Annotated in this window: 11 protein-coding genes; 10 read left to right on the top strand and 1 reads right to left on the bottom strand. The window is 65.8% G+C overall.

All coding sequences use genetic code 11. The annotated features are described in order from the left end of the window. The first annotated feature begins 30 nt into the window (after nt 1-30). The 5 genes from HNW77_RS10840 to HNW77_RS10820 all read left to right on the top strand — a co-directional run bounded on the left by HNW77_RS10840 (nt 31) and on the right by HNW77_RS10820 (nt 7,861). Nucleotides 31-1,086: a PhoH family protein gene (locus tag HNW77_RS10840; protein ID WP_172157615.1), complete on the top strand. Its 1,056-nt coding sequence runs from the start codon at nt 31-33 to the stop codon at nt 1,084-1,086. After that, a complete protein-coding gene (gene ybeY, locus HNW77_RS10835; RefSeq protein WP_172157590.1) occupies nt 1,070-1,633 on the top strand; it encodes an rRNA maturation RNase YbeY in 564 nt (187 codons plus the stop codon). The genes HNW77_RS10840 and ybeY overlap by 17 nt, the downstream gene beginning before the upstream one ends. Continuing rightward, a complete protein-coding gene (locus HNW77_RS10830; protein ID WP_172157577.1) occupies nt 1,630-2,547 on the top strand; it encodes a hemolysin family protein in 918 nt (305 codons plus the stop codon). Before ybeY ends, HNW77_RS10830 begins: the two co-directional genes overlap by 4 nt. A gap of 152 nt (nt 2,548-2,699) precedes the next feature. Beyond that, complete coding sequence (locus tag HNW77_RS10825; protein WP_172157575.1) at nt 2,700-3,323, top strand: thioredoxin domain-containing protein; 624 nt, start codon at nt 2,700-2,702, stop codon at nt 3,321-3,323. A gap of 2 nt (nt 3,324-3,325) precedes the next feature. After that, nucleotides 3,326-7,861, top strand: a complete 4,536-nt coding sequence (locus HNW77_RS10820; protein WP_172157573.1) for an AAA family ATPase — start codon at nt 3,326-3,328, stop codon at nt 7,859-7,861. Between the two features lie 93 nt (nt 7,862-7,954). Here HNW77_RS10820 and HNW77_RS10815 read toward each other — a convergent pair whose 3' ends face one another. Further along, nucleotides 7,955-9,472, bottom strand: a complete 1,518-nt coding sequence (locus HNW77_RS10815; RefSeq protein ID WP_172157571.1) for an acetyl-CoA hydrolase/transferase family protein — start codon at nt 9,470-9,472, stop codon at nt 7,955-7,957. Between HNW77_RS10815 and HNW77_RS10810 the strand changes: the two genes are divergently transcribed. From HNW77_RS10810 to gltA, 5 genes are all read left to right on the top strand, one after another. Beyond that, the gene (locus HNW77_RS10810) at nt 9,471-9,641 is read left to right on the top strand and encodes a hypothetical protein (RefSeq protein WP_172157569.1); all 171 of its coding nucleotides are present in this window, start codon (nt 9,471-9,473) and stop codon (nt 9,639-9,641) included. The genes HNW77_RS10815 and HNW77_RS10810 overlap by 2 nt on opposite strands. 358 nt (nt 9,642-9,999) lie before the next feature. Further along, a complete protein-coding gene (locus tag HNW77_RS10805) occupies nt 10,000-10,776 on the top strand; it encodes a metallophosphoesterase (RefSeq protein ID WP_241694409.1) in 777 nt (258 codons plus the stop codon). 48 nt (nt 10,777-10,824) lie between these two features. Beyond that, the gene (locus tag HNW77_RS10800) at nt 10,825-11,142 is read left to right on the top strand and encodes a chorismate mutase (protein WP_078524201.1); all 318 of its coding nucleotides are present in this window, start codon (nt 10,825-10,827) and stop codon (nt 11,140-11,142) included. A gap of 8 nt (nt 11,143-11,150) precedes the next feature. After that, a complete protein-coding gene (locus HNW77_RS10795; protein ID WP_172157567.1) occupies nt 11,151-11,672 on the top strand; it encodes a SixA phosphatase family protein in 522 nt (173 codons plus the stop codon). A 220-nt stretch (nt 11,673-11,892) separates the two neighbouring features. Further along, nucleotides 11,893-13,191, top strand: coding sequence for a citrate synthase (gltA, locus tag HNW77_RS10790; RefSeq protein ID WP_172157565.1), 1,299 nt, complete (start codon nt 11,893-11,895; stop codon nt 13,189-13,191). The last annotated feature ends 728 nt before the right edge of the window (nt 13,192-13,919 follow it).

Below are 13,919 nucleotides of genomic sequence, written 5' to 3'. Positions count from 1 at the left end.
GGTGGCACGGCCGCGGCCAATGACCGCACCGTGACCATGCAGTTTGAAGATAACGTGCTGCTGGCACAGCTTGTGGGTGACCATGACCGCCACCTGCTGCATCTTGAACGTGGATTTGATGTCCGGCTGGCCTGCCGGGGCAACCGCATCGCCATTACGGGTGCGGCACAGCGGGTGGAACTGACACAGGCCACGCTGGGCGAACTCTACCGCCGCGCAACAGCCGGGCAGACGGTCGATACCGCCACGGTCGATACCGCCATCCGGCTGGCTGCCCATGCCTTTTCCGCCCCACACACCGTTACGGGAGGACTGCCCGCCATGCCCGACACCCGCACTGCGGCAGCCCCGGCAGGCCCGACGCTGGCCGACCTGCCCACCATCATGACCCGTCGCGGCCCCGTGGCCCCGCGCTCGGTGGGCCAGGCGGAATACATGGCCATGCTCGCCCGGCAGGAAATGGTGTTTGGCCTTGGCCCCGCGGGCACCGGCAAGACCTACCTTGCCGTAGCCCAGGCGGTGGCCATGCTGCAGGCGGGCCAGGTGGACCGCATCGTGCTCTCGCGGCCCGCGGTGGAGGCAGGCGAGCGGCTGGGCTTCCTGCCCGGCGACCTGAAGGAAAAGATCGACCCCTACCTCCGCCCGCTGTATGACGCCCTGCATGACATGATGCCGGGTGATCAGGTGATCCGGCGCATGGGCACGGGCGAGATCGAGGTGGCGCCGCTGGCCTTCATGCGCGGGCGCACGCTGGCGCACTGTTTTGTCATTCTGGACGAGGCGCAGAACACCACGCCCGCCCAGATGAAGATGTTCCTCACCCGCATGGGTGAAGGCACGCGCATGGTCATTACCGGCGACCTGAGCCAGGTTGACCTGCCGCGTGGCGTGACATCCGGCCTGCGGGAGGCAGTCGATACCCTCGACGGCCTGCCCGGGATCGGCATGATGCGATTTGAATCGCGTGACGTGGTGCGCCACCCGCTGGTGGCGCGTATAGTGGAGGCATACGACCAGCGTGCCGGGGCCGAACGCCGCCCCCACCACGCCCGGTCGCAGCAGGAGAACGATGAAACCTCGAAGTAGCACAGGCCCCGCCCACAAGGGCGGGGTCGCAGCAGGGCGGGCCACGCAGCCTGCCCTCCCGGCCGGGTCCGATGGCCCCGATGTCACGGTGGCGGACAGGCGCTGGAACCGCGCCGTCCCCCACCCCGCCCGCGTGGTGGATCGCGCGGTGCGCGCCACGCTCGCGGCCACGGGCTGCCATGGCCCGGTCAGCGTGGTGCTGGCCGATGACCGCACGGTCGCCCGCATGAACTGGCGGCATCGCGGGCGCAACAAGCCCACCAATGTCCTCACGTTCGAATACCCCCAGGCCGGTGGCATATGGGGCGGCGACATCATCATCGCCTTTGGAACCGTCGCGCGCGAGGCGCAGGCCGCAGGCCGCGACATGGCCGCCCATCTGGCGCATCTGGTGGTGCATGGCGTGCTGCACCTGGCCGAATATGACCACCACCACCCCGGCGAGGCCCGCGAGATGGAAATGCGCGAGGCCCGCATCCTGTCCGGCCTGGGCGTTGCCAATCCGTGGAAGCCGGGCCGCATGGCCGCGCGGGGGGCACGCTCATGAGCCGCCCCGGCACCGATGCCAACGAGGAGCCTCCGTCCGGCTCGCGCGGCAGGGGATTCCTGTCACTGTTCAGCCGCAGGCGCGCTGAACCGGGACTGCGCCATTCCATTGCCGCGCTGGTCAAGGAAGCCGATGATGCAGCGGGGGATGACGCCAATCCCCATGCCTCCGAACTCGACCGGCAGGAACGCGCGCTGCTGGCCAACGTGCTGCGCCTGCGCGGCATCACGGCGGATGACGTGATGATTCCACGCGCCGACATCGTGGCGATGCCGGTCGATATCAGCCTTGATGAGGCCCTGGCCATGATGCGACGGGAAAACCACTCCCGCATGCCGGTCTATCGCGACCAGCTTGATGACATCGTGGGCATGATCCATGTGAAGGACCTGATCGCCTATGTCGGCACGTCGGAAGCCTTCCGCATGGAGCCGCTGCTGCGCCAGCCGCTCATGGTGGCACCACAACTGCCCGTGCTCGACCTGCTGTTGCAGATGCGGCTGCGGCATGTGCATCTTGCCCTCGTGATCGATGAATATGGCGGCATCGACGGCCTCGTCACCATCGAGGACCTGATCGAGACCATCGTGGGCGATATTTCCGACGAGCACGACGAACCGACCGTGAACATGATGCGCGAACGGCCCGACGGCACGCTCGATGTCGATGCCCGCACCCCTGTCGCCGCCTTTGAGGAAAAGGTCGGCCCCGTGCTCACGCGTGAGGAACGCGAGGCCGAGATCGAGACCGTGGGCGGGCTGGTGTTCCGCCTTGCGGGCCATGTGCCCACGCGCGGCGAGATCGTGACGCATGAAAGCGGCATGGTGTTCCGCATCCTTGATTCGGATGCCCGCCATATCCGCCATGTGCGCGTGCGCCTGCCCCCGCGCGACGCAGCCACGCCGCCCGCCTGAACGGTGGCGCGCCAGCCCCGGCGCGCCACCTGCATGGCACCACGATGGCATGGTGCCACGATGGATTTACGCCGGGCCTGCGCCGCCTTAATACTGATACCCGCCGGGGCCATGCCCCATAATATCCCTGTCCCCACCGGAGAGTGACCGTAATGCCCATCACACGCCGCACCCTGCTTGCCCTCACCCCCACTCTCATGGCTGGCGGCCTGCTGTCTGGCCAGGCCATGGCGCAGGCGGCGGACCCGCGCCTGTCCATCCGCGCCGTGGGCAACCCGGCGGCCAAGGTGCATGTGGAGGAATTCTTCTCGCTCACCTGCACGCATTGCGCGCGTTTCGCTGCCGAGGTCTTCCCCGAAGTGCGCAGCAAGCTGATCGATACGGGCAAGGTCTACTACATTTTCCGTGATTTTCCGCTCGATCAGGTGGCGCTGACTGCCTGCATGGTCGCGCGCACGCTTGCACCCGAGCGTTATGAGCCGTTCGTGCTTGCCCTGCTGTCCAGCCAGGACCACTGGGCCTTTGGCAAGGAACCGGCGGAAGCCGAGGCCGAGATCCAGAAAATGGCGGCACTTGCAGGCATGTCCGCCGACCTGTTCCAGCAGACCGTCCATGACGACAAGCTGCGCCACGCCATCATGGATGAGGAAGACCGCGCCCAGGCCCAGTACAAGATCGACGGCACGCCCACCTTCCGCTTCAATGACAGGGAGCAGGTGGCCCAGGAACTGACCTACGAGCAGTTTGCCCAGAAGGTTGAAGCGGCGGCCCGCTGAGCATGACCGCCCGTTTCGTCCGGCTGCGCATCGCAGGCTTCAAGAGTTTCGCCGACCCGGTCTCCGTCGACATCCTGCCCGGCCTGACCGGCATCGTCGGGCCTAATGGCTGCGGCAAGTCCAACGTGGTCGAAGCCCTGCGCTGGGTCATGGGCGAAACCAATGCCCGCGCCCTGCGCGGCGGCGAAATGGATGACCTGATCTTCGCGGGCACCACCGCGCGCGCGGCCCGCAACATGGCGGACGTAACGCTGACGCTGGAAGGCGCTGCCGAAATCGCCCCCGCGCCCTTTACCGGGCAGGATGAGCTTCAGGTCTGCCGCCGGGCCGAGCGGGGCGCGGGCAGCGGCTACCGCATCAATGGCCGCACCACGCGCGGGCGCGACGTGCAGACCCTGTTTGCCGACCTTGCATCGGGTGCCCGTTCATCGGCCATGGTCAGCCAGGGCCGCGTCTCGGCGCTGGTCAATGCCCGCCCCGAGGAACGGCGCACCATTCTGGAGGAAGCCGCGGGCATTACCGGCCTGCATGGCCGCCGCCACGAAGCCGAACTGAAACTCCGCGCGACCGAAGCCAATCTCGCGCGCGCGGAAGATCTGCGCCTGCAACTCGAATCCCGGCTTGGGGATTTGCAGGAGCAGTCCGAACAGGCCGCCCGTTACCGCGAACTCTCGCAGGACCTGCGCGAATCCGAAACCGCGCTGCTGGCGCTGCTGCATGCCCGCGCCCATAATGGCGTGGCCGAGGGCGAGGCCGCCCTGCTTGCCGCCCGCACCGACCTGCGCGCCGCCGAGGAAATGGCCGAGACCGCCGTCCTGACCGATTACGAAGTGACAAAGGCGCTCCCCGCCCTGCGCGAGACACTGGATACGCAGCGCACGGCACTCGAACGCTTCAAGGTCCGCGCCGAAACCATTGCTGAGGAACTGGCCCGCGCCGAGGCCGCGGCGGAACAGGCACGGACCCGCCTTGCCGAATGCGAGGGCGCGCACGCCGCAGCCCTTGCCCGGCGTGATGACGCGCGCCTCATGCTCGGGCAGCTTGAAGCCGAGCGGGCACAGGTGGAAGAACGCCTGTCCGCCCTGCCCGCCCTGCGTGAAGCCGCACAGGCCGAATGCACGGCGCTGGCGCAGGCCATGACGGGGATGGCCGCCCGCGTGGAAGAGGCCACCACCACCGTGCGCGAGGCCCAGTTGCAGGCCACGCAGGCCCGCGAAGGGCTTGCCACGGCCACCGCCGCGCATGAGCGCCTTGCTGCCCGGCACGCAGCCCTCGCTACCGAGATCGCCGCACTCGAAGCCGACATGCCAACGGTCGAAGCCATTGCCGCCCATGATGAACGGATCACGCAGGCCGAGGCCCAGGCCGCCCACGCCCTGAGCGCGCGCGAGGACGCCACCCGCGCCCACGCCGATGCCACGCTACAGGCCGACCTGGCCCGCAATGCCGCAACCGAGAGCCAGCGCGTGCATGCGCAGGCCACGCAGGATGCGGCGGCGGCGGCTGCCCGGCTTGAAGCCCTCGCGCGCGATGTGGCAACGCTGGGCAATCATGTCGGCAATGCCCGCGCGGACCTTGTGCCCGAGGCCGAACGCACGCGCCTGGCACAGGCTGCGACCGAAGCCGAAACTGCCCTTGATACCCTCCGCGCCGAACGCGCCACGGCAGAAGACGCCCGTGCGCAGGCCACACAGGCCGAAATTCAGGCCAATGCCCGCCTGAAGGAAGCCCGCGCCACCCGCGCCGCCACCGAGGAAGCCCTCCGCGCCGCCCAGGCCGCCCACAAGCGCGCGCGCGACGCGGTCGATACACTGACTGCCAGCCTGACGCGCCTGCGCGCGCAGGCCGTGCCCGATGAGGCGCTGCAGGCGCTCGTGACAAAACGCGAGGCCGCTGGCACCGCGCTGGACGCTGCCCGCCAGCACATGGCGGCAGTCGAGGCGGCCACGATTGCGGCCACAAAGGAGGATGAAGCCTGTAATGCCCGCCTGACCGAGGCCCGCGCCAGCCTGTCGGGCCTCGAGGCGGAAGCCGATGGCCTCGCCCGCGCGCTGCACAGCGAGGCGCAGGCCGACCCCGCCCACGGCACGACGCTGGCCGACAGCCTGCATGTGCCCGCCGGGCTGGAAACCGCGCTGGCGGTCGTGCTGTCCGACGGGCTTGAGGCGGTGGTCAAGGGCACGGCGCCGCGCTCCTGGCATGACCTGCCGCCCGCGACACCAGCGCCCTTTCCCGCTGCGGGCATCGAGCCGCTTTCCACCGTGCTTGAAGCCCCGCCTGCCCTGTCACGCGCGCTGGGGGCTGCCGGCCTGCTGCCCGATGGCATGGATGGCGCCCCCCTTCAGGCCAGCCTGACGCCGGGGCAATGCCTCGTGACCCGCGCGGGCGCGCTATGGCGGTGGGATGGCTACACGCAGGCCCCCAACCTGCCTGACCGCGCGGCACTAAGGCTCAAGGAGCTCGGCCGCCTGCGCGCGCTGCGCACGGAACTCGAGCAGTTGCGTGGCGCGCTCCCGGCACTGGAACAGGCGGCACAAGCCGCCACAACCACCCGCCAGCACGCAGGCGAAGCCCTAGCGACGGCACGTAACGCCCGCATGGCCGCCGAGAACGCGCTGGAGACCGCCCGCACGGCCGAGGCCGAGCTTTCACGCCAGCACGCCACCATCTCGGCCCAGATCGACACGCTCTCGGTGCAGCAGACCACGGCCCAGGCGGCCCTGACGGATGCGGAGGCCGCCTGCGCACGCGCCACGGAACAGGAAGCCAGCCTGCCCGCCCTCGACCAGCTTGCCCGCGCCCAGCAGGCGGCAGCGCAGGCGGCCACGCAGGCGCAGGATGCCGAAAAGGCGCTGCGGACCCGCCATCAGCAGGCTGAATCAGCCCTTGAGCAGGCCCGCCGCGCCCTGCAGGCCGCAACAACCCGGCACAGCGAGGCGGAAACGCGCCTGCAGGCCCTGCTGCCCGAACAGGCCCGGCTGGCGAACGACCACGACACCGCAAGCCGGGAACTGGCCACCCGGCGCGAACAGCTTGCCGCCCTGCCCGCCCCGGCGCTGGCCGAGGATGCGGCCCGGCAGGCCACCGCTGCCGCGACACAGGCGGCTCACGCGCTGGAACAGGCCCGGATCATGGTGGAAGAGACAACGACCCAGCTCGAGCACGCCCGCACTGCCCGCGCTGGCCTTGAGCAGAAAATGCGCGAGACCGGCGCCCGGCTTGAAGCCCGTCAGGCCCGCATGGCCGACCTGACCGATGGGCTGCAACAGGCACAGGCCGCCGTTGCCGCCGCCCAGAGCCGCCTCGAGGCCCTGCCCGACATGAGCGGGCTGGAACACACGCTGGCCAGCCTGCGCGAACAGGCCGAAAGCCTGCGCCTGCGCGAAACCGAGCAGCGCGAGACCCTGGCCCGCCTGCATACGGAAGACGCCACCCTGCGCCAGCGCTTTGAGGCATCGGCTCAGGACATGACGCAGTGGACCGCCCGCGTGGAGGCTGCAAGCCTTGAAGCGGAAGCCGCCGAGACCCGCCTGCACAACGCCCGCGCCGAGCATGAGCGCATTGCCCCCCAGCCGGTTGCCGTGCGCGCGCGGCGCGATGCGATCGCAACCGAACTGGCGCAGCACGAAGCCAGCCATGACGTGGCGATGGCGGAACTGCAACAGGCCGAAACCCGCATGGCGGACGTGCAGCAGGGCCGCCGCACGGCAGAAGAGGTGCTGACCGCAGCGCGTGAAGCCGTGGTCCGCGCCGAAGGCAGGCGCGAGCAGGCACAGGTGCTGCTGGCGCAGCTACAGGCGGACTCGACACCACCTGCGGGCGTGGTGCCTGCTGACCTGAGCGTGAATGCCGAGACCGGGCTGCGCCGCAAGGTGGCCCGCCTGACCCGCCAGCGCGATGAACTTGGCCCGGTCAACCTGCGCGCCGAGCTTGAGGCGCAGGAGGCATCGGGCAAGATCGACACGATCCTGCATGAGCGCGACGAACTGCAATCGGCCATTGCCCGCCTGCGCGGCATGATCGGGCAACTCAACCGCGAGGGGCGCGAGCGGCTGATGGCCGTGTTCTCGCAGATCGACCAGCATTTTCAGGCTCTGTTTGCCCGCATGTTCAATGGCGGTCGCGCGCATCTGGGCATGGTGGGCAATGATGACCCGCTTCAGGCCGGGCTGGAAATCTATGCCCAGCCGCCGGGCAAAAAGCTGGCCACGCTCTCGCTGCTTTCAGGTGGCGAGCAGGCGCTGACCGCGCTGTCGCTCATCTTCGCGGTGTTCCGCTGCAACCCCGCGCCGGTCTGCGTGCTCGATGAGGTGGATGCACCGCTTGATGATGCCAATGTGGGCCGCTTCTGCGCCCTGCTCGCCGACATGGTGGCGGAAGCGGGCACGCGCTTCCTGGTCGTGACCCACCACCAGTTGACCATGGCGCATATGGACCGGCTGTATGGCGTGACGATGCAGGAGCGCGGGGTCAGCCGCGTGCTGTCGGTTGACCTCGAACGCGCGACCGAAATGGTGGATGCCGAACCCGCACGCTAGGAAAACATAACGGCCCTTGGGTGCCGCCTTTTTTAAAGAAGGCGGCATTTTCTGAAGCTTTTTGAAAAAAGCTTCACCAAAAACGTTTATACATTACGGCATCATGCTGCCGGTCTCGATGAAGCGCTGGTGCCACGACAGCGCCTCGGTCAGCAGGTGCGGCGACTGCTGGCCAAACGACCCCGCGCGGGCGCGCTTGTAGTAGTCGAGCAGCATCGGGCGGTAATCGGGGTGGGCGCAGTTGGCGATGATGACTTCCGCGCGCTGCTTGGGCGAGAGGCCACGCAGGTCGGCCAGGCCCTGCTCGGTCACCAGCACCTGCGAATCCTGCGTGATGTGATCGACGTGGGAGGCCATGGGCACGATGGCGGAAATCTTGCCGCCCTTGGCAGTCGAGGGCGTCATGAACACCGAGATATAGGCATTGCGCGCGAAATCGCCCGAGCCGCCAATGCCGTTCTGGATCTTGGAGCCCATGATCTGGGTCGAGTTCACGTTGCCATAGATGTCCGATTCGATCAGGCCGTTCATGGCGATACAGCCAAGGCGACGGATCAGGCCGGGATGGTTGCTGATATCCTGCGGGCGCAGGATGATCTTCTTCTGGAACTCGCGCATGCGGCTGTTGAGCGATTCTGCCGCTTCGGGGCTGAGCGAGAAGGCCGTGGCCGAGGCCACCCGCATCTTGCCGCTTTCCAGCATGCCGAGCATGCCATCCTGAATCACTTCCGTGTAGGCGGTCAGGTCATCGAACGGGCCTTCCTCCAGCCCACCCATCACGGCGTTGGCCACGTTGCCCACGCCGGACTGCAGCGGCAGCAGCGAAGGCGGCAGGCGGCCCATCTTCACTTCATGGCGGAAGAACTCCATCAGGTGGCCCGCAATGCCGCGCGCGGTCTCGTCTGGCGGCGAGAACGGGGCGTTGCGGTCGGGCGCATTGGTCTCGACAATGGCCACGATCTTGGCGGGGTCGACCTTGAGCGAGGTGCCGCCGATGCGGTCATCGGGGCGCAGCAGCGGAATGGGCTGGCGGTGCGGGGGCAGGGCTGCGCCGTACCAGATGTCGTGCATGCCCTCGAGTGCGGCGTCCTGCCAGCTATTGACCTCGATGATGACCTGCCTGGCGGTATCGAGCCAGGTCTTGGAATTGCCGACGGAGGACGACGGCACGATGCTGCCATCTTCACGGATGGCGGTGGCCTCGATGATGGCGGTGTCGATCGTGCCGAAGAAACCCGCCCACGCCATGGGCGCGACATGGCTGAGATGCATGTCGAGATATTCCGTCTCGCCCTTGTTGATGCGCGCGCGCAGGCCAGGATCGGAATTATAGGGCATGCGGAAGGAGATGCCGTTGACCTTGGCGAGCGCGCCATCAAGCTCCGGCCCGGTCGAGGCGCCGGTGAGCAGGCGGATGCGGTATTCCTTCCCTTCGGCGTGCGCGCGCTCCATCAGGGCTGCAAGCGCCTGCGGCACGGCCTTGGGGTAACCGGCGCCGGTAAAGCCACTGGTGCCCACCGTGCTGCCCGGGCGGACAAGGGAGGCCGCCTGCTCGGCGGTGGTGATCTTGGCCCGGAGCGCCGCATTCCGGATTCGGGTGTGGTCGATCATGAACTTTCCCTCAAACTCTTATCGTTATGCCCGGCCGGTCGAGACCGCGCCGGATATGTCGTATGCCGTTGTCACGGCCCTGGCCGGGGCCGATCTGCCGGGCGGCGGCCATGGCGCGGGTATTCCCTTTGCACCAGAGCGCCTGCCCCTGCGTTTCACGTCAGCATGACGTCTTCATCTGTTCTCCGTCCTGCAGGCTACGTCACAACAAAAGAGTGTGACACCGCGGCCGGACTCCGGTTGGCGGTTTCACGTTTGCTCCATCAGCCACGTCTTCAGGCAGGAATGCGATGTCTCTACCGGTCTGTGTCGTGGTCAATATATTCCGGTTTTCCGTGTACAATATCGTTACCCGGATGCAACCGGTTTGTGTCATTAAGGATACATTATTGACCATCCCCCTAGTGCATGGCGGCCAATCTTGTGAATAATAGGAGACCAGACCCAGCAAGGGGCATCACCCGGACCGGCCACCAACAGGAGAGGATTTTCGTTTGAGACGTCGATTTTCCTCCCATCGGCCTGTCATGGCACGGGATGCCATATTCCCGCCCACTGCCGAGCGGGAAGAAGTGCCCCCCCCTGCCCCGCCCGTGCTGCCCACGCACCCGCTGGCAGGGCTGCTGGCAGGCCGCCCCCTGCGCGTGGTGGGCGACGTGCATGGCGACCTGCACGCCTTCCGCCATGCCGCGGCAACCGACCGCTTTGTCATACAGCTGGGCGACCTGGTGGATTACGGGCCGGACAGCGCGGGCGCGTTCCGCCTGATGCAGCGCCTGATCGATGAAGGGCGCGGCCTGTTCATACTGGGCAACCATGACCGCAAGCTGGCCCGCGCGCTGCAGGGCCGCAAGATGCGCCGCGACCCGCCTTTGATGGAAACGCTGGCCGCCTTCCAGCGCGAGGAGAACAGCGACGTGTACCAGCGCGCGCTGGCCGATCTTGCGCGCGCGCCCGCGTGGATCGTGCTGGGGCAGTCCATATTCGTGCATGGCGGCTTTCATGCCCGCATGCTGGGTGAACTGCCCCCGCCGGGGCTGGGCACGGTCACACCCCTGCTGTCACGCGCCCTGTTTGGCGAGACGACGGGCCGCATGCAGAAGGATGGCTACCCCGAGCGCCGGCTGAACTGGGTCGATCACATTCCGCCGGGCTACACGGTCTATTGCGGGCATGACCGTCGCTCCACCGACGGACGGCCCTGGGTGCGCCAGGGCCGCATGGGCGGGCGGGCCATCTTTACCGATACGGGGGCGGGCAAAGGGGGGCATCTGGCGTGGATCGACCTTCCGCCTGTCCTGTAAATCTTTATAACGCCATCATCTTATCCCCACGCAGGAGCGCCGACACCGATGAACACGACCGAGGCCAGACAGGACGCAGCCCGGCTCAAGCTCGAAGAACTGCGCTGCAGCATCGACAACATTGATGCCGCCCTGATCTACATGCTGGCCGAGCGCTTTCGCCACACGCAGGCGGTGGGCAGGCTCAAGGCCGCCAACGACATGCCGCCCGCCGACCCCGCGCGTGAGGCCCGCCAGGTGGCCCGCCTGCGCGAACTGGCCACCGCCGCCCATCTGGACCCCGATTTTGCGGAAAAATTCCTGGCCTTCATCATCCGCGAGGTCATTCGCCACCATGAGGCCATTGCCGCGGGTACCGGCCAGTAACCGCCGCCATGCCCCGCCAGCTTGTGCTCATGCGCCATGCCCAGGCCGCTCCCGCCGCATTTGGTGACATCGGGGCACAGGCCGATTTCAACCGCGCGCTGACCCCGCATGGCCGCGATAGTGCCCGCGCACAGGGCGCATGGCTGCGGGCGCGCGCCTTTGCCCCGCAACTGGTGCTGGTCAGCCCCGCGCGGCGCACGGTCGAGACACTGGCGGCGCTGGGATCATTTTATGGCGATCGGCAACCCGATATCCGATATGTGAACGAACTGTATGACGCAACCGCCGAAACGGTGCGTGACATGCTGTATGACATTGCCGATAAAACAAGCAATATCATGGTATTAGGTCATAATCCGGCTTTGGGCGCGCTGGTATTTCACTGGGGGGCGCGGCATTGTCCGCCCGCCCTTGAAGGGGCCATGCAGCGCGGCTTCCCACCGGCCTCGATGGCCTGTTTTACCGCCGAAAAACCATGGAATTCAGCCACTGATGGCGAAATCCACCTTCACGCCCTGTCTTGCCAATAATGTCATTGCGGCAAGGGGGCTGCATGGATTGCCACGCCAGGGGTTTCGTTCCTATCGTCAGAACCGAGGCCCGATGACTGCCGCCCCGTGCGGCACGCCGGGCATATAATTTGGGCATAGCGATAAACTGCCGCATGAACGGCAGAATGCCCGGAGGTTGGAGACATGTGCCCCCTTGCCGCCAGGCGCGCGAGGATGGCACCCAGGAGGAGAGTTGTAGATGAGCGAGTCCGGAAAAACTGCCACAATCTCGCTGAACGGCAAGGATGTTGTACTACCCGTGCTGTCCGGCACGATGGGGCCGGAGGTTGTCGACATCCGCAAGCTGCCTGCCCAGGCTGGCGTATTCACCTATGATCCCGGTTATGGCGAGACCGCGTCATGCTCCAGCAAGATCACCTTCATCGATGGTGAAAAGGGCGTGCTGCTGCATCGTGGCTATCCCATCGCGCAGCTGGCCGAACAGGCCACCTTCATGGAAGTGGCCTACCTGCTGCTCAACGGCGAACTGCCCGACAGGGCGCAGTACGACGGGTTTGTGAACTCCATCAAGCACCATACGCTGCTGCACGAGCAGATCCGCAATTTCTTCAACGGTTTCCGCCGTGATGCGCACCCCATGGCCATCCTGTGCGGCACGGTGGGCGCGCTGTCCTCCTTCTATCATGAAGGGCTTGATGTCTCGAATGCTGCCACGCGCTACCAGTCGGCCATGCGCATCATCGCCAAGATCCCGACCATCGCGGCCTGGGCCTACAAATACACGCAGGGCGAGACCTTCATCTACCCGCGCAATGACCTGTCCTATGCCGAGAACTTCCTGTCCATGATGTTCGCGGTGCCGAGCGAGCCGTACAAGATCAACCCGGTGCTGGCGCGCGCCATGGACCGCATCCTGATCCTGCATGCCGACCATGAGCAGAATGCGTCGACCTCCACCGTGCGCCTTGCGGGCTCGACGGGGGCCAACCCGTTTGCGTGTATTTCCGCCGGTATCGCAGCGCTTTGGGGTCCCGCGCATGGTGGCGCCAACGAGGCGGTGCTGAAGATGCTGGCCGAGATCGGCCACAAGGACAACATCCCCGAATTCATCGCCAAGGTGAAGGACAAGACCAGCGGCGTGCGCCTGATGGGCTTTGGCCACCGGGTGTACAAGAACTTCGACCCGCGCGCCAAGATCATGCAGGCCACCTGCCACGAGGTGCTGGGCGAGCTTGGCATCAAGGACGACCCGCTGCTCGACCTGGCCATCGAACTGGAAAAGATTGCGATCCATGACGAATATTTCGTCAAGCGCAGCCTGTACCCCAATGTCGATTTCTATTCCGGCATCATCCTCAAGGCCATGGGCATCCCCACCAGCATGTTCACCGTGCTGTTTGCCGTAGCCCGCACCACCGGCTGGATCAGCCAGTGGAAGGAAATGATCGAGGAACCCGGCCAGCGCATCGGTCGCCCCCGCCAACTCTATACCGGATCGCCCGAGCGCGATTTCGTGCCGTTTGACAAGCGGGCCTGATTAAAAAGACCATGCCGGGCGGGGAGCGCCCTGCCCGGCATGGCACTTTGATTTTTTGCAGAAGCCCGACCCATTTAGACTACCCTTGCCATAAAAGGCTGTTTCGCTCAGCATATGGCAATGGCCCGGGCATATTGATCGAGCGAAGCATCAGAAATTAAATTTGCGGATGACCATGCTGTCCTTGGCTCTTTAGCCCGCCAGCTTTCATCTGCTGTGGCGTCCGTCCTCATCCACTAAACTGCGCCGGGACGCGCGAAAAACGTCAGATCTCCATCAACAGATTCACAATGACGTGCAGGCCTTGCGAAGGGGATCGGCCATTTTGTTCCGGGTAAACGGGAGCCTCTCAGCCCACACGACACAGGAACAGAGTATAAAAAACGAAGGCGCGCAAAAAAGGGATTGATGGCTGTATTTTGCGGAAGAATACAGAATCCATTGCATATGAAAAGGCAGTAAAAATCTCGCTGTACAAAGCATATCGGATAAAGAGCGTTACCTGAATATTCCCTGCCTGGAAAACTTTTTTTGGGAATGTGAGGACGTTACAGATCTAAATGAAACTGAAGAAGACGGAATCAGGAAAGCTATATATTTAAAGACGGTATTTGCACGACAGATAGAGCAGTTCTGGCGTCTTGCCTTGTCTGAATGTCATCCGGACAAGAAATTCGAATTCGAGATTGCAGAAAACCGGAGGGCAGATGAAGAGGGCGTATGCCTGA

This window comes from Komagataeibacter melomenusus, from assembly GCF_013155395.1.
Lineage (GTDB): Bacteria > Pseudomonadota > Alphaproteobacteria > Acetobacterales > Acetobacteraceae > Komagataeibacter > Komagataeibacter melomenusus.
This window is presented reverse-complemented; position numbering and strand designations above follow the sequence as displayed.